The organism is Pseudarthrobacter sp. SSS035 (assembly GCF_023273875.1).
Classification (GTDB): Bacteria; Actinomycetota; Actinomycetes; order Actinomycetales; family Micrococcaceae; genus Arthrobacter.
The window spans coordinates 2,687,656-2,701,833 of the sequence record NZ_CP096882.1 but is presented as its reverse complement, the minus strand read 5'-3'; the positions used below and the strand labels follow the sequence as shown (position 1 = coordinate 2,701,833).

General features: G+C 65.6%; 14 protein-coding genes. 5 read left to right on the top strand and 9 right to left on the bottom strand.

From position 1 onward, the window contains the following. Positions 1-21: 21 nt before the first annotated feature. The 4 genes from MUN23_RS12465 to MUN23_RS12450 all read right to left on the bottom strand — a co-directional run bounded on the left by MUN23_RS12465 (position 22) and on the right by MUN23_RS12450 (position 3,789). Positions 22-1,203 (bottom strand): acyl-CoA desaturase, encoded by a 1,182-nt coding sequence (locus MUN23_RS12465; RefSeq protein ID WP_248758603.1) that lies wholly within the window; start codon positions 1,201-1,203, stop codon positions 22-24. 13 nt (positions 1,204-1,216) lie between these two features. Continuing rightward, positions 1,217-2,314, bottom strand: a complete 1,098-nt coding sequence (locus MUN23_RS12460) for a ferredoxin reductase (RefSeq protein WP_058931257.1) — start codon at positions 2,312-2,314, stop codon at positions 1,217-1,219. 134 nt (positions 2,315-2,448) lie between these two features. Next, positions 2,449-2,652, bottom strand: coding sequence for a hypothetical protein (locus tag MUN23_RS12455; protein ID WP_248758602.1), 204 nt, complete (start codon positions 2,650-2,652; stop codon positions 2,449-2,451). Positions 2,653-2,754: 102 nt separating this feature from the next. Continuing rightward, the gene (locus MUN23_RS12450; protein ID WP_248764074.1) at positions 2,755-3,789 is read right to left on the bottom strand and encodes an LLM class flavin-dependent oxidoreductase; all 1,035 of its coding nucleotides are present in this window, start codon (positions 3,787-3,789) and stop codon (positions 2,755-2,757) included. Between the two features lie 75 nt (positions 3,790-3,864). On the opposite strand from MUN23_RS12450, the gene MUN23_RS12445 reads away from it, so the two are divergent. After that, entirely contained in the window at positions 3,865-4,203 is a 339-nt protein-coding gene (locus tag MUN23_RS12445; RefSeq protein WP_305886590.1) for a YnfA family protein, read from the top strand. Between the two features lie 63 nt (positions 4,204-4,266). Here the strand turns inward: MUN23_RS12445 and MUN23_RS12440 are convergent, their stop codons facing one another. Beyond that, complete coding sequence (locus tag MUN23_RS12440) at positions 4,267-4,665, bottom strand: hypothetical protein (RefSeq protein WP_248758598.1); 399 nt, start codon at positions 4,663-4,665, stop codon at positions 4,267-4,269. Positions 4,666-4,718: 53 nt separating this feature from the next. Further along, positions 4,719-5,405 carry a DUF2848 domain-containing protein gene (locus MUN23_RS12435; RefSeq protein ID WP_248758597.1) on the bottom strand — a complete coding sequence of 229 codons (687 nt, stop codon included), beginning with the start codon at positions 5,403-5,405 and terminating at the stop codon, positions 4,719-4,721. A gap of 150 nt (positions 5,406-5,555) precedes the next feature. Here MUN23_RS12435 and MUN23_RS12430 point away from each other — a divergent pair, with 150 nt between their 5' ends. Then, on the top strand, positions 5,556-6,947 hold the full coding sequence (locus tag MUN23_RS12430) for an MFS transporter (protein ID WP_248758596.1): 1,392 nt from the start codon (positions 5,556-5,558) through the stop codon (positions 6,945-6,947). An 86-nt stretch (positions 6,948-7,033) separates the two neighbouring features. Here the strand turns inward: MUN23_RS12430 and MUN23_RS12425 are convergent, their stop codons facing one another. Beyond that, positions 7,034-7,690, bottom strand: coding sequence for a GntR family transcriptional regulator (locus tag MUN23_RS12425; RefSeq protein WP_248758594.1), 657 nt, complete (start codon positions 7,688-7,690; stop codon positions 7,034-7,036). Positions 7,691-7,722: 32 nt separating this feature from the next. Here MUN23_RS12425 and MUN23_RS12420 point away from each other — a divergent pair, with 32 nt between their 5' ends. Together MUN23_RS12420 and MUN23_RS12415 are read left to right on the top strand one after the other, a co-directional pair. Beyond that, complete coding sequence (locus tag MUN23_RS12420) at positions 7,723-8,517, top strand: carbon-nitrogen hydrolase family protein (RefSeq protein ID WP_248758593.1); 795 nt, start codon at positions 7,723-7,725, stop codon at positions 8,515-8,517. A gap of 370 nt (positions 8,518-8,887) precedes the next feature. After that, positions 8,888-10,189, top strand: a complete 1,302-nt coding sequence (locus MUN23_RS12415; protein ID WP_248758589.1) for an ammonium transporter — start codon at positions 8,888-8,890, stop codon at positions 10,187-10,189. Positions 10,190-10,210: 21 nt separating this feature from the next. Here the strand turns inward: MUN23_RS12415 and MUN23_RS12410 are convergent, their stop codons facing one another. Next, entirely contained in the window at positions 10,211-10,852 is a 642-nt protein-coding gene (locus MUN23_RS12410; protein ID WP_248758588.1) for a PadR family transcriptional regulator, read from the bottom strand. Positions 10,853-11,082: 230 nt separating this feature from the next. On the opposite strand from MUN23_RS12410, the gene MUN23_RS12405 reads away from it, so the two are divergent. Beyond that, a complete protein-coding gene (locus tag MUN23_RS12405; RefSeq protein WP_248758587.1) occupies positions 11,083-13,428 on the top strand; it encodes a transglycosylase domain-containing protein in 2,346 nt (781 codons plus the stop codon). Positions 13,429-13,513: 85 nt separating this feature from the next. On the opposite strand, the gene MUN23_RS12400 is transcribed toward MUN23_RS12405, so the two are convergent. Further along, positions 13,514-14,107, bottom strand: coding sequence for a DUF1992 domain-containing protein (locus tag MUN23_RS12400; RefSeq protein WP_248758585.1), 594 nt, complete (start codon positions 14,105-14,107; stop codon positions 13,514-13,516). Positions 14,108-14,178 lie beyond the last annotated feature (71 nt).

Genomic DNA, 14,178 nt, shown 5'->3' with positions numbered 1-14,178 from the left:
ACTCTTTAAGGCTTAGTCAGCTCAAGCCCTGGCAGCCTTGCCCGGCAGCGCCAGCTTGAAGACCTTCGCCCAGGACGATCCCACCTGCTTCAGCAGCGGACCCGTGGTGTACTTCAGGCCGTAACGCTGGCAGATCTCGCGGACCCGCGGAGCTACCTCGGCGTACCGGTTGGACGGCAGGTCCGGGAAGAGGTGGTGCTCGATCTGGTGCGACAGGTTGCCGGTCATCAGGTGCATGAACTTGGAACCGGAGATGTTGGCGGAGCCGATCATCTGGCGGACGTACCAGTCACCACGCGTTTCGCCTTCCACCATTTCCTCGGTGAAGGTGTCAGTGCCTTCCGGGAAGTGGCCGCAGAAGATCACGGCATGTGCCCACACGTTGCGGACAGCGTTGGCGGTCAGGGTGCCGTAGAGCGCCTGCTTGCCGGAACCGGTCAGCATGGCGACCGCCGGGGTGGCGGCGTAGTCCTTGGTGAACTGGGTGACTACCTTGCGGCCCAAAGCCTTAAGGTCCTTGACGAGCGCTTCCTTTGACTTCTTGCCTGCCTGGTACTCAGCAAGCTCAAGGTCGTAGATGGCGATGCCCCATTCGAAGAGCGGGGAAAGGATGGCGTTGTACAGCGGGTTGCCCAGGTTGTGGGGCTGCCACGGCTGGTTCTCGTCCATGCGCAGGAGGTTGTACCCGACGTCGTTGTCCTTGCCTACGACGTTGGTCCAGCGGTGGTGGAGGTCGTTGTGCGTGTGCTGCCAGGCGCGCGACGGGGTGACGAAGTCCCACTCCCACGTGGTGGAGTGGATGTCAGGATCCCGCATCCAGTCCCACTGCCCGTGGAGGATGTTGTGGCCCAGTTCCATGTTTTCCAGGATCTTGGCGAAGCTCAGCAGCGTGGTGCCGGTGACCCAGGCTGCCTTGTTCTTGCTGACCAGCAGTGCCGCGCGGCCGGAGATCTCCAGCCCGCGCTGGATCTTGATCATGCGGCGGATGTAGGCGGCGTCGGAGGCGCCGCGCTTGGCCAGGATTTCGTCGCGGATCGCGTCGAGTTCGCGGCCCAGCTCAGCCACCTGTTCGTCGGTAAGGTGCGCGGCGGCAGGAGGGCGGACCAGGGGGCTGCCGGACTCGGCCAGCGCTCCGGGGCGCGTCTTTGCCGCTCCGGTGGGGGCGGTGTTGGAAACTTTCTTGCTTTCTGAAACTACTGACATGCGGTATTGCTCCTCAGAGTTCGAGGTTGACGGGTCCGGCGGCTGCCGAGACACACGTTTGGATTAGTTGGCCGGGTTCGCCGTGGACCTCGTTGGTGCGAAGGTCACGGACCTGTCCGGCCAGGAGCGGAGTCAGGCAACTGTGGCAGATTCCCATCCGGCAGCCGCTGGGCATCAGCACCCCGGCGTCTTCGCCGACGTCGAGCAGCGGAGTATCGCCGTCGGCGTCAACTTCCCGGTCCGACGCCTCAAAGGTGACCAGGCCGCCGTCGTGCCCTACACCCCCGGCGAAGGTGGTGTTGAACCGCTCAATCATGAGGTTGCCGGGATCGCCGGCGAGCGCAACATCGGAGCCGGGGGCACCGGCGGTGAGGGACGCCTGCTTCCACAGGGCCTCGGCGTCGTCCAGGAAACTGTCCGGGCCGCACGCGTAAGCGGCCCGTTCCTTCCAGTCCGGGCAGATCTCATCGAGCTCGGCCGTGTTGGTCAGGTCCATCCGGCCCTGTTCGCCGGTGTACCAGTGGGCAAGCCGGAAGTTGGGGAACTGGTCAGCCAGTTCGGCGAGTTCCTCGCGGAAGAGGCTGTCGCCGGGCGTGCGGGCGGAGTGCACCAAGACGACGTCGGCATCCGGACGGCGGGGAACCAGGGTGCGGATCATGGACATCACCGGAGTGATGCCGCTGCCGGCGGTGACCATCAGGAGCGGCCTGGGGTGCTCGGGCAGGACGAAGTCGCCTTGCGGGGGTGCCAGGAAAAGGACGTCGCCCGGTTTGGTGGTCCGGACCAGGGTTCCGGAAACAGCGCCGACGTCTGTGACGGTGATGGCCGGGTCCTTGCCGGCGGGAGCACTCAGCGAATAAGAGCGCCAGTGGCGGACGCCGTCCAGCTCAACGCCGATGCGCGCCCACTGGCCAGCCAGGTGGGAATGCCAGCCGCGGCCCGGACGGAAAAAGATGGTGGCCGACTGTGCCGTTTCCTGGACCACACGGGTCACCACTCCACGCAGCTGGCGCGCCGAGAAGACAGGGTTAAAGAGCGCCAGAATATCTTCCGGTGCCAATGGCGTGGTCAGTACGGAAGCCGCCTGTGCCAGCTGACGTAGCCGGATCATGCAGTAAAACCTAAAGCGGCGCGAGCCATATTTCTCTCTCCTGACCGTTCCGCAGTCACGCAGTAATCGTAGGGCGCATTGCCCCCAAAGCCCGCTACAAGCCTAACGGCTGTGGCTTGTGGATGGTTCCCGTGTCAGCGGCTGTCCCGGTCTTCGAATTCCTCATCGAGGTCGTGGTGCCTGAACTCCGTCTCCGGATTCGGCTCGCCGTCGGCCACGTACTCGTAGTCCAATTGGCGTTGCACCTGGCTGTCCAGAACCTGCAGTTCCCGGTCCGGAACGGTGGAAAGATCTTCCGGGAACTCATCTTCCGGTGTCAGGTGGAGCTTTTCGGACATGTTAAGCCTCTCTGGGCCGTGACAAAAAGCCGGGCCACCGTGGCCCGTACCTTCTCAGGATATTCCCTTCCGGGCGGATCACCCAGCGGAAATTACGCCGGATCAGGAACGGGCCGGGGTCCAGCCGACGGCGGGCGCAATGTACCGGGCGATGTTTCCCAGCATTTTGGCATTGAAGTCAACGCCCAACTGGTTGGGCGTTGTCACCAGCAGCGTGTCCGCGGCCTGGACCGCGGCGTCGGCCGCCAACCGTTCGGCCAGGACATCCGGAGCGCCCGCATAGGTCTTGCCAAAGCGTGCCGTCAGGCCGTCGATGACGCCCACCTGATCCCGGCTGTCCCGCAGCGCGCTGCCCGCAAAGTACCTGCTGTCCTCGTCATCCACGATTGGCAGGATGCTCCGGCTGACAGAGACCCGCGGCTGATGGCTGTGTCCTGCCGCGGCCCAGGCGTCCCTGAAGAGTTGGATTTGCTCCGCCTGCAACTGGTCGAAGGGGACGCCGGTGTCCTCGGTGAGCAGGGTGGAGCTCATCAGGTTCATGCCCAGGCCAGCCGCCCACACGGCGGTGTTGCGGCTTCCGGCGCCCCACCAGATCCGCTCTGTGAGGCCCGGCGACTGCGGTTGGACCGGCAACAGGCCGATGGCTCCCCCGGCGTAGCGCGGGTCCGCCTCGGCCACGCCGGCGCCGCTGATGGCGTGCCGGAACTGGGCTGTGTGCTGGTGGGCCATGTCCGCGTCGGTCTCCCCTTCTGCCGGTTTGTGGCCGAAGGAAGCGGCCCCGTTCCGGGCGGGCTCGGGTGAACCACGGCTGATGCCCAGCTGCAGCCTGCCGCCGCTGATCAGATCCGTGGCCGCGGCTTCCTCGGCCATGTACAGCGGATTTTCGTACCGCATGTCGATGACGCCGGTGCCGATCTCTATCCGGCTGGTCCGGGCGGCGATGGCTGCCAGCAACGGGAAGGGCGAGGCCTGCTGACGGGCGAAGTGGTGCACCCGGAAGAAGGCGCCGTCGATTCCGAGGTCCTCGGCGGCCACCGCCAGCTCAATGCCCTGGCGGAGGGCCTCGCCGGCGGTTCTGGTGCGGGAGCCCTGGCCGGGGCCCCAGTGGCCGAAGGACAGGAATCCGATGCGTTGCATGTAAGGCCCAACCTCCCGCCGGGTGGCCGCATTCCCGGCTGGCATGATGAGACTGTGAGTATTCCTGCTGAAACCGTGGCGGTCGCCAAAACGACCGTGCTGTTCATCCTGGCCGCTGCTGCCGAGATTGGCGGCGCGTGGCTCGTGTGGCAGTCAGTCCGTGAGGGCAAGGACTGGTGGTGGGCAGGGCTGGGAGTGATTGCCCTGGGCCTCTACGGTTTTGTGGCCACCCTGCAGCCGGATGCCCATTTCGGCCGGATCCTTGCCGCCTACGGCGGCGTGTTTGTGGCTGGTTCGCTGGCGTGGGGAATGGTCTTCGACGGTTTCCGCCCGGACCGGTGGGACATCGCGGGCTCCGTCATCTGCCTGGTCGGGGTGGCTGTGATCATGTTTGCCCCGCGAAACGCGGGCTGACCCGCTCCGGCGGGGGCCGCCGTCGTACGCTGACTCAGCCGCTGCAGACTCAGCCGCTGAACGTCAGAACATCGGCAGCAGGTTGCCCGCGATGAGTGCCACGACACCGATCCCGGTGAGCACGCGGCCAAGCACGACGGCGGTCCGCCCCACCGGTTCGGGCGCTGCGGTCTGCCACTGCGTGGGGCGCTTGGGGTGGTAGTAGATCGGCAGCGTGTCGCCCACGGCCAGGTCCTTGATGTCGTGGGGTGACATCGGGGCGTGGTGGACCTGGAACTTGCGGTCAAACCAGCGGAAGCCCGTTCCGGTAGTGTCCGCGTAGACCACCGCTTCCGCAACGTTCCAGGGGTGCACAAACCGCCGAAGGATGCCCGAGTAGAACAGCAGGGCAAGCCCCGGCGGAAGGCACAGCCAGGTCATCATTTCCAGGATGGGACCTGCCATTTCAAGCGCAGTGGGCATAGCAATGATGCTACCGGGAGTTGCGACCTCCCGAGTGCCCCCGCCCGGCGGAATCAGCCGATGGGCTCGGCCATCTGCTCCACCACGTACTGGGCATCCACGGTGGATCCTGTCACGGGGTCTGTCATCTCCACTTTCCAGCTGCGGGCGAACTGGTTTACCCCGCTGGTCATGGCCACCGTGCCGGAAATGAGGACCGTCCCCGGCTCATTCAGGCCGCGCTCGGTCAGCACCTCCAGCCAGTAGTCCGGGGTCAGCAGGGCTTCCAGCGAGCTGTCCTGGATCAGCGTGTCCGGAGTTTCCCCCTGCCCCACCCAGCCCTTCAGCGTGATCTGGTCCAGGTGGTCGCGCACGTCGTCCAGCCGCCACGCCTTGCGGCCCAGGACGTCGGGGCTGGCATTTTTGCTCCAGGCCACTCCATGGACCTCAAGCTCGCGGTCGGTGTGGTCGCACGCGACCGTCAGCAGCACGCCGTCGTCCGTGATGACCAGCGCCCATTCGGCTTCCCCGGAGGTCCGGGCATGCTGCACGCGGACTTCGGAAACCTGCTGCGCCAGGTACGGCGAGACCGGGTAGAGCGCCGGGGTGGTGGCGGGGCCCGGAACGCCCAGTTCTGCCAGCTCGGCAATGTGGGCCTGCACTTCCTCCTGCTCCCGCCCGGCATAACCGGCGTTCAGGAGGTGCTTGACCTGGACTGTCCGGGTGCTGCCGTCGGGAAGTTCGAAGCTCAGAGTCGTCATGTTCTGTCCATCCTTTGCGTGTCCTGCTGGAGAAATTTACAAACTGGAAACCGGAAACGGTGGCCAATGTACATCCAGTATGCGTAATGTATACATTTAACGCCAGCGTGACAGGCGTCACCCGTAAACATCTCGTGGAGGTCAACACCCATGGCTAACGTCCCAGTTCCGGCTTCCGGCGCAGCGCCGCGTCCGGACAAGCCGATTCACCCCAAGGGCCTGTACAAGGCCTTCGCTGCCAGCCTCACCGGCACCGCCCTCGAGTGGTATGACTTCGCCGTCTACTCGGCCGCGGCCGCCGTCGTATTTCCCCTCGTCTTCTTCCCGTCATCCGATCCCCTGACGGGCACCATCCTGGCCTTCTCCACGTATGCGGTGGGCTACGTGTCCCGGCCTGTTGGTGGCATCATCTTCGGCCGCCTGGGTGACCGGATCGGACGCAAGAAGGTGCTGGTGTCCACCCTCATGATCATCGGCGTGGCCACCGTCCTGATCGGCGTGCTCCCCGGTTACGACAGCATCGGCATCAGCGCGCCGATCATCCTGGTGCTGCTGCGGTTCGCCCAGGGCGTGGGAGTCGGCGGCGAATGGGGCGGCGCCGTGCTGCTCTCCAGCGAATACGGCGACCCCCACCGCCGCGGGTTCTGGGCGTCTGCAGCCCAGGTGGGCCCGCCCGCCGGCAACCTGATGGCCAATGGCGCCCTTGCCGTCCTGACCCTCGCACTGACCGAAGAACAGTTCATCGGTTTCGGCTGGCGCATCGCGTTCCTGGTCTCGGCCGTGCTGGTCGGTTTCGGTCTCTGGATCCGCCTGAAGCTGGAAGACACCCCCATCTTCAAGGCCATCGAGGCCCACGGCGAACAGCCCAGCGCCCCTGTCCGCGAGGTCTTCAGCAAGGAACTCCGGCCCCTCATCGCCGCCACACTGTGCCGGGTGGGCCCGGACGTGCTCTACGCCCTGTTCACCGTTTTCACGCTCACCTACGGCATCCAGGCCCTCGGCTACGACCGCAGCCAGGTGCTGACGGCAGTCCTGATCGGCTCAGCATTCCAGCTCTTTATGATCCCGCTGGCCGGCGCCGTATCCGACCGGTTCAACCGCCGTAAGGTCTACGGCACCGCAGCAGTGGTGGGCGCGGTGTGGACGTTCGTCTTCTTCGGCGTCCTGGGTGCCGACAACCAACCGATGCTCATCATCGGCATTGTGCTCGGCCTGATGGCGCACTCGTTTATGTACGGCCCGCAGGCCGCCTTCATCGTGGAACAGTTCTCACCCCGGCTCCGCTCCACCGGCAGCTCCCTGGCCTACACCTTCGCCGGCGTGATCGGCGGCGCCATCGCACCCCTGATGTTCACGCTGCTCCTGGCCCAGTTCGGCACCTGGATTCCGGTGGCTATTTACGTGGCAGTCGCTGCAGGCGTCACCGCCGTGGGCCTGGCCATGGGCCGCGACTCCAACACTGTGGAGGATGAGGACTACCGCCTGCTGCTGGAAGGATCCGCGCTGGAGCGCCAGCAGGCGGCCCACGGCAAAGGCCACTGACGATTCCCACTCCCAAGACCGGAGTTTTTGTCCACATAATGCACCCAAAACGACTCTCATCTCGCGTTATGTGGACAAAAACTCCCTCAGGTGCGGAGCAGGATATCCCGGGTGATAGCCAGGTGATGGTCAATGGCCTCCTGCGCCTTCGCGGCGTCGCCGGACATCAGGGCATCGAGGATGTCCTGGTGTTCGGCGCACACCTGTCCGCGCCGGTCTCCGGTGCGGAACAAGGCCGAGACGCCCACCAGGATCTGCCGGACATGGAGCTTGCTGTACGTTCGGGAGATTAGCTCATTGCCGGCGGCGTCGATCAGAAGCTGATGGAAGAGGGTGTCCAGCCGGATGAACTCCTGCGCAGCCTCCGCATTCAGCAGCCCGGGAAGCTGGGCCTGCTGGTCCAGGGTGTCCTGCATCGTTTTCGCAGGAACGCGGTTCTGTTCGATGACCAGGCGGGCGGCATGGCTTTCCAGCACACCCCGGAGTTCCATCAGTTCCGACATTTCACGGCCCGTCACCGGCGGAACATAGGCCCCGCGCTGCGGAATCAGTTCCACCAGGCCGTCGGAGACGAGCAGCAGGAGCGCCTCCCGGACCGGAGTTCGCGAGACGCCGATCTCGGCGGCCAGCTCCTGCTCATTCAGGAACTTCCCCTGCACCGCCGGGTCAACCAGGATGTTTTCGCGCAGGTACGCGTACGCCTTCTCGCGGCCGGAAGCCGCCGTCGCCGAACTTTTTCGCATACATTATGTATACAACAGACTGGAGTAATTTCATGCGTTTAGCAGTGGCCCAAATCATCACCGGAGCCGATCTGGCCGCCAACCTGGAGCTCATCAGAGACTACGCCACGCGGGCCAAAGCCGCCGGAGCGGAGCTCGTGGTGTTCCCGGAAGCCGCCATGCGCGCCTTCGGCAACAGCCTGAAGGACATTGCCGAGCCGCTGGACGGGCCGTGGGCTGCCGCCGTCCGCAGCATTGCCCAAGAGCTGGACATCACGGTGGTGGCGGGCATGTTCACCCCGGGCGACGGCGGCCGCGTGCGGAATACCCTGCTGGTCACCGGCCCCGGCGTCGAGACCTCCTACGACAAGATCCACCTCTTTGATGCGTTCGGATTCGCCGAGTCCGATACCGTGGACGCCGGAACAGCCCCCGTGACCTTCGAGGTGAACGGCACCACCTTCGGCCTGGCCACCTGCTACGACGTGCGCTTCCCGGCACTGTTTACGGCCAACGCCAAGGCCGGCGCCCAGGTCAACATTGTCTGCGCCTCATGGGGCGCCGGCGAGGGCAAGGCAGAGCAGTGGGACCTCCTGGTCCGGGCCCGCGCGCTGGACAGCACCACTTTCGTGGTGGCCTGCGGACAGGGCGACCCGGCAAGCGTCGGCATCGGCTCCGCCGGCAAGGCTCCCACCGGCGTCGGCCACAGTGCCGTCATCTCTCCCCTGGGCGCTGCCTTGGTGGCCCTCGGCGGCGAACCGGAACTCGCCGTCGTCGACATTGACCCGGCCGTCATTGCCGAGGTCCGCGGCCAACTGCCCGTCCTGGCCAACGCCCGGACCTTCTGACCCCGCGGGGCCAGCACCGCGGATTCTCCCCGCGAGGGCTGGCCGCCACGGCGGTGAGCCGCCGTTCACTTTCAGGAAACGTTGCCCTTTCAGCGTCCGACGGCGGCTTCTCACCACGTGCGCGGACCGGCCCCCGCCGTCGCTGGCATCGGAGTCTCAGGGCTTCCCATCCCGGCGCCGTTCAACAGGTCCCGTTTACACGCCGGAAACATCACCGTCATGCGATCTTCACGTAAGCCGCCGGGCCGTAACGTATCCGCAACCTGGCGAAGCGCAAACGGAAACACGCGGCGACAAATATTGATCAGGGGATTGCGCGGGCCACGTAGGAAGAGTCCCCGTATTCAGGATCAATGAAAGGGACCCACCGGTGGAGATCACTGCGCAACACGTCTGGATGATGATCGCGGCGGCAATGGTGCTGCTGATGACACCCGGACTTGGCCTCTTCTATGGCGGCATGACGCGCGCCAAGGCAGCGCTGAACATGATCATGATGAGCTTCATCTCCGCCGGCATCGTAGGGGTTGTGTGGGTCCTGTGGGGATACTCGATGACCACCGGCGAGGGAATCCTGGGCATTTTCGGCGACCCTTTCGCCAACTTCGGGCTGCAGAACCTCATGGGCTCCCCTGACCTCATCAAGGCCGGCTTCAGCGCCACCTTCGCCATCATCACGGTGGCCCTTATCAGCGGGGCCATCGCGGACCGCGCCAAGTTCAGCGCCTGGGCAGTGTTCGTGCCGCTGTGGATCACGCTGGTTTATTGCCCCTTGGCCTACATGATCTGGGGCGGCGGGCTCATGAGCGCCGGCGGAGCCATCACCGAGACCTTCGGCCAGGTCATCGACTTCGCCGGCGGTGCAGTGGTGGAAATCAGCTCCGGTACGGCCGCCCTGGTCCTGGCCCTGGTGGTTGGCCAGCGCCACGGCTTCGCCAAGGATCCCAACCACCGCCCGCACAATGTCCCCTTCATCATGCTGGGTGCGGCCATCCTGTGGTTCGGCTGGTTCGGGTTCAACGGCGGCGCCGCCACCACCGCGGAGCAGGCCGGCCTGATCTGGATCAACACCCTGGTCACCCCGGCCGCGGCCATGCTCAGCTGGCTGCTGGCTGAGAAGATCCGCCACGGCCATCCCACGTCCCTGGGCGCAGCCTCCGGTGTTGTCGCCGGCCTGGTGGCCATCACACCGTCCTGCGCCAACATCAGCCCAGTGGCCGCCATCGGCCTGGGCCTGGTGGCCGGTGCAGCATGCTGCGTGTTTGTTGACCTGAAGTACCGGTTCGGGCTGGACGACTCCCTGGACGTGGTGGGAGTGCACCTCGGCGCCGGGCTCATCGGCACACTCGCCCTGGGCTTCGTCGCTCTCCCCGTGGACGGCCAGGGCGGGGGCCTCTTCTACGGCGGCGGTCTCCAGCAACTGACGGCGCAGGCCGTGGCGGTAGTGGTCACCGTAGTTCTCTCCGGCGGTGTAACCCTGGTGATCGGCCGGGCCATCAACAGGACCATCGGGTTCCGGGTGAGCCATGAGGCCGAGATGGCAGGGGTGGATCTCTCCGAGCATGCCGAGACCGCCTACGCCTTCGGCGGGCTGGGTAGCCACTTCAACCCGCTGGGCCGCGGCGTCCCGGCACCTGCTGCCGCTCCCGCCAAGGAAGACACGTTCGCCTGAGGCCACAGTGTTCAAAAGCGCTCAGTCGGCCAGGATCCGGTAGAGCGCGCGGCGGGTTTCGTCGAGCTTTTCCACCGCAGCATTGCGCTGTTCTTCCGTAGCGGCCGTGCGGAACTGATGAATGACCCCCATCAGCTTGCCCACACTCTGGTGGAAGGCGGGTCCGGATCCTTCCGCATCGCTGTTCCATGCGTTCTCCAGTTCCTCCGCGTGCTCGGCCACGTAGGCCTTGCCGGCGTCGGTGAGGGTGAAGTCGGTCCGCCGGCCCTCGCTGAGGGGCGCAATGAGGTCCTCGTCCACCAACTGCTGGAGTGTGGGGTAGATCGATCCGGGGCTGGGCCGCCATGCGCCAGATGTTTTCTCCGCGATGGTCTTGATCAGGCCATAACCGTTGGACGGGGCCTCGGCCAGCAGTGACAGGATGGCCCACCGGACGTCCCCCCTGCTTGCCCGCCGGGGACCGGGCCCAAAGCCGGGACCGAATCCTCCGCCCGGTCCAAAACCGGGACCAAATCCGCCCCGTGGGCCAAAGCCCGGGCCAAACCCTCCCCCGCGGTGCCCGTGCGGTCCGCGGCGGCCCATGCCGCGCTCAAACCGTCCCCGCCCAAACTGTCCCCGCCCGAACGGCGGTTCCAAAAACTTGTCGTCGTGAATGCCTTTCATGGTGGCATCGTCCCTTCTCTTGTCTTTTGAATGCTTTTTGGCCCTTGTTGAATGGTTATCGGTCAACTACTCACCGACACTTAACGATATATCGGTATGTATCGCCGTGACAAGACCCGGAACGGACTTAGGGACGGAAAATACCGGCTTGGCATCAGTTGGTCCAGCATCTGGATGCTGCAGGTGCAGCGGCGTATCCTGTTCACACGTCGCGAGCTTGGGGCTGAACAATGGCGCAGCAAAAGAAACGCAGGCATCGGTTGGCCGCCACCCTGGGAAGGGTCATCGGATTCTTTGCTGCGAGCGCCATGTGCGGCGTACTGGCCGCAAGCCTGGTGGTCCCCGCTGTTGCGACTGTCGGCTACGGAGTCAGCACCTCCATCAGCTACTTTGAAAATCTGCCCTCGGAACTGATCGTCGCGCCGCCGTCGCAATCCACCAAAGTCCTCACCTCCGACGGCCAGCCGATCGCCACGTTCTTTACCGAGAACAGGATCAGGATCCCCCTGGACCGGATATCGCCTTTGGTCCGGGATGCCATCGTGGCCATCGAGGACAGCCGCTTTTACGAGCACCCGGGCATCGACCCGCAGGGGATCGTCCGGGCTGCGATCTTCAACCTGACGAATGAGGGCAGGCAGGGCGCCTCCACCATTACCCAGCAGTACGTCACCAACGTGATCAACGAGTCCTTCGTGTCCCAGGACAAAACCGACGAGGTGATCCTCAGCGGCCAGAAGAGCATCGGGGACAAGCTCCGGGAGATGAAGCTGGCCATCGCGCTGGAGAAAAAGTTCAGCAAGGACCAGATCCTCGAGGGCTACCTGAACATCGTGTTCTTCAACCGCGAGGCGTACGGAATCGAGGCTGCGGCCCGGTATTTCTTCAGCACCACGGCCGCCGATCTCAACCTGCCGCAGGCGGCCCTGCTGGCCGGGCTGGTCAACAGCCCCAGCTACTACAACCCCGCCGTCAATCCGGAGCAGGCCACAGGCCGCCGGAACCAGGTACTTTCCGAGATGCTGGCCACGGGCAAGATCACCCAGGCGGACCACGACGCCGCCGCGGCCACGCCCATCGAACTCAAACTCAGTCCGGGGAAGCAGGGCTGCGCCCACGCCCAGATGGCGCCGTACTTCTGCGACTACATTTCGCATCTGATCCTGAACAACCCGGCCTACGGCACCACCCTGATCGAGCGCGAGCGGAAGCTGTACCGGGGCGGGCTCACCATCGTCACCACGCTGGACGGCCGGCTCCAGGTGGCGGCCCAGACGCAGGTGGACGCCACCGCCGGGGCGAATCCCGACCGTTGGGGCGCCTCCCTCGTGACGGTGCAGCCGGGCACCGGGAAAATTCTGGCCATGGCGCAGAACACAGCGTTCCTGCCGGCCGAGGGCAGGTTCGATACCCAACTGAACTTCAACGTGGACTCCCGCGATCCGCAAGGCAACGACCTCAACGGGGCGGGCGGCTTCCAGCCAGGCTCCACCATGAAGCCCTTCACGTTCGCAGAGTGGCTAAACGAGGGCAAGCCGCTGACCGGCGTGGTGGACGCCTCCCGCCGGGTGTATCCGCTGGGCTTCCCGTGGCGTTCCAGCTGCGGAAAGGTGCTGGGCGCCTACAGCACGGCCCAGAACAACCCTGAGCTGGGCGCCGCCGATGACCTGCAGAATGCCGATCAGGGCTACTACCGCCCCATGCCCGTGAACTACGGGCTGTACAACTCGATCAACACGGCCACCTTCGCCTCGGCCACCCAGCTCGATTTCTGCGGCATCCAGAAGATGGTGGACAGCGTGGGGCTCCACAGCGGACTCGATGGCGCGCAGATCAACATGCATCAGCTGGGCAATCTCCTCGGCGCCATCGGCGTCGCCCCGGTCCATCTGGCCAACGCCTTCGCCACCTTCGCGAACGACGGCCGGTACTGCGCCCCCATTGCCGTGCTTGAGGTGACGGACATGTCAGGCGGGAAACTCCCGGGCCAGACCAGCGAGTGCCGCGACGCCGTCAAACCTGAGGTTGCCCGAGGCGTCAACGCAGTGCTCCAGGACGTGCTGAAGGTCGGCTCCGGCGTGTGGATCAACCCCAAAATCCACACCCTGATGCCCGTTGCCGCCAAGACCGGCACGTCCAACAACAACGGCTCCACCTGGGTGGTGGGCTATACGTCGGGGCTGGCTACAGCGTCTTTCTTTGGCGACGCATTGGAGGGTCAGAACCGCCCCGGCCAGAACGTCACTATCAACGGCCAGTTCTACCCCCGCCTTGACGGCTTCATGATCGCCGGGCCGCAGTGGGTCAACTACATGCTCCAGGCCGCCCCGCTCTACCCGGCAAATCCGTTCCCGGCCCCGCCGGCATCCATGATTGCTCCGCCGAAACCGACCCCGGCCCCGGCCGCGCCGAGGCCTGCACCCGCCCCGGCGCCCGCACCAGCACCCGCTCCCGCGCCGGAGCCCGCACCCGAGCCACCTCCTGCCCCCGCTCCTGAGCCCGCGCCCGTCCCGCCGCCCATGCCCGAGGTTCCGGGCATTCCGCCTCAGAACGGCTTCCCGGGCGGAAGACGCTAGGAGCCGACGACCCTGACAGCCGACGACGGCGGGAGGCGCCGCCGTCGTCCGTTGCCTATATCGCGCGTTCCCCTCGCCCGCTCAGCTAAGTGGTGCCGCGCCAGAGCCGCTGCCACCAGGAGCGCTGCGGCTCCGGTTCAGGTAGGGCGTCCTGTGCGCGGGCGGCGCGGCGTTCGTGCCAGCGCGCCACCTCGGCGTCGACGTCCCGCGTTTTGGTGACGACGGGCGGGCCGCCCTGGAGCTGGCGGCGGGCGTCGATCACCCGGGCATTGAAGTCGGCGAGGATGTCCCGGACCTGTTTTTCGGTGAACTGCGCATCAAGCCGGCCGTCCAGTTCGGCGTCTTCGGTGCGGAGCAGAATGGCTTTGGGGCCCAGCCCGCTGATGTTTTCGCGCTGGATCAGGCCCTTGACCCACCAGTCAGGATCGTAGGCCTCGCCCAGCCCGGGGATGGGCTTGCCGGCGTATTTGAGGTTGTCGAATCTGCCCTGTGCCATGGCGTCCCGGATCAGGTACTCCGCCCGCCGCGCATCGTCGACCTTCTGGCGTTTGTCCCGTTCCTTGACCTCGGCCGCCTCGAGTTCGGCCTCTTCCTCGGCACTGATGCCGGCGCCCCGGTAGGAGCGCACTTCCGCAGCCCGTTCCAGCCGGCGCTTGAAGGCACTGTCCCCGCCGCCCATAACCCCTTCACCGCCTCCTTGACCGTCCCAACCCTTCAGACTTCCAGTATTCAGACGTGGACCGCAGGTTT

Coding starts and splice junctions, on each gene's coding strand:
- MUN23_RS12425 (WP_248758594.1), bottom strand. CDS start 7,690: ATGCGAAAAAGTTCGGCGACGGCGGCTTCCGGCCGCGAGAAGGCGTAC.
- MUN23_RS12440 (WP_248758598.1), bottom strand. CDS start 4,665: ATGCCCACTGCGCTTGAAATGGCAGGTCCCATCCTGGAAATGATGACC.
- MUN23_RS12465 (WP_248758603.1), bottom strand. CDS start 1,203: ATGTCAGTAGTTTCAGAAAGCAAGAAAGTTTCCAACACCGCCCCCACC.
- MUN23_RS12410 (WP_248758588.1), bottom strand. CDS start 10,852: ATGAAAGGCATTCACGACGACAAGTTTTTGGAACCGCCGTTCGGGCGG.
- MUN23_RS12455 (WP_248758602.1), bottom strand. CDS start 2,652: ATGTCCGAAAAGCTCCACCTGACACCGGAAGATGAGTTCCCGGAAGAT.
- MUN23_RS12435 (WP_248758597.1), bottom strand. CDS start 5,405: ATGACGACTCTGAGCTTCGAACTTCCCGACGGCAGCACCCGGACAGTC.
- MUN23_RS12450 (WP_248764074.1), bottom strand. CDS start 3,789: ATGCAACGCATCGGATTCCTGTCCTTCGGCCACTGGGGCCCCGGCCAG.
- MUN23_RS12420 (WP_248758593.1), top strand. CDS start 7,723: ATGCGTTTAGCAGTGGCCCAAATCATCACCGGAGCCGATCTGGCCGCC.
- MUN23_RS12400 (WP_248758585.1), bottom strand. CDS start 14,107: ATGGGCGGCGGGGACAGTGCCTTCAAGCGCCGGCTGGAACGGGCTGCG.
- MUN23_RS12405 (WP_248758587.1), top strand. CDS start 11,083: ATGGCGCAGCAAAAGAAACGCAGGCATCGGTTGGCCGCCACCCTGGGA.
- MUN23_RS12430 (WP_248758596.1), top strand. CDS start 5,556: ATGGCTAACGTCCCAGTTCCGGCTTCCGGCGCAGCGCCGCGTCCGGAC.
- MUN23_RS12460 (WP_058931257.1), bottom strand. CDS start 2,314: ATGATCCGGCTACGTCAGCTGGCACAGGCGGCTTCCGTACTGACCACG.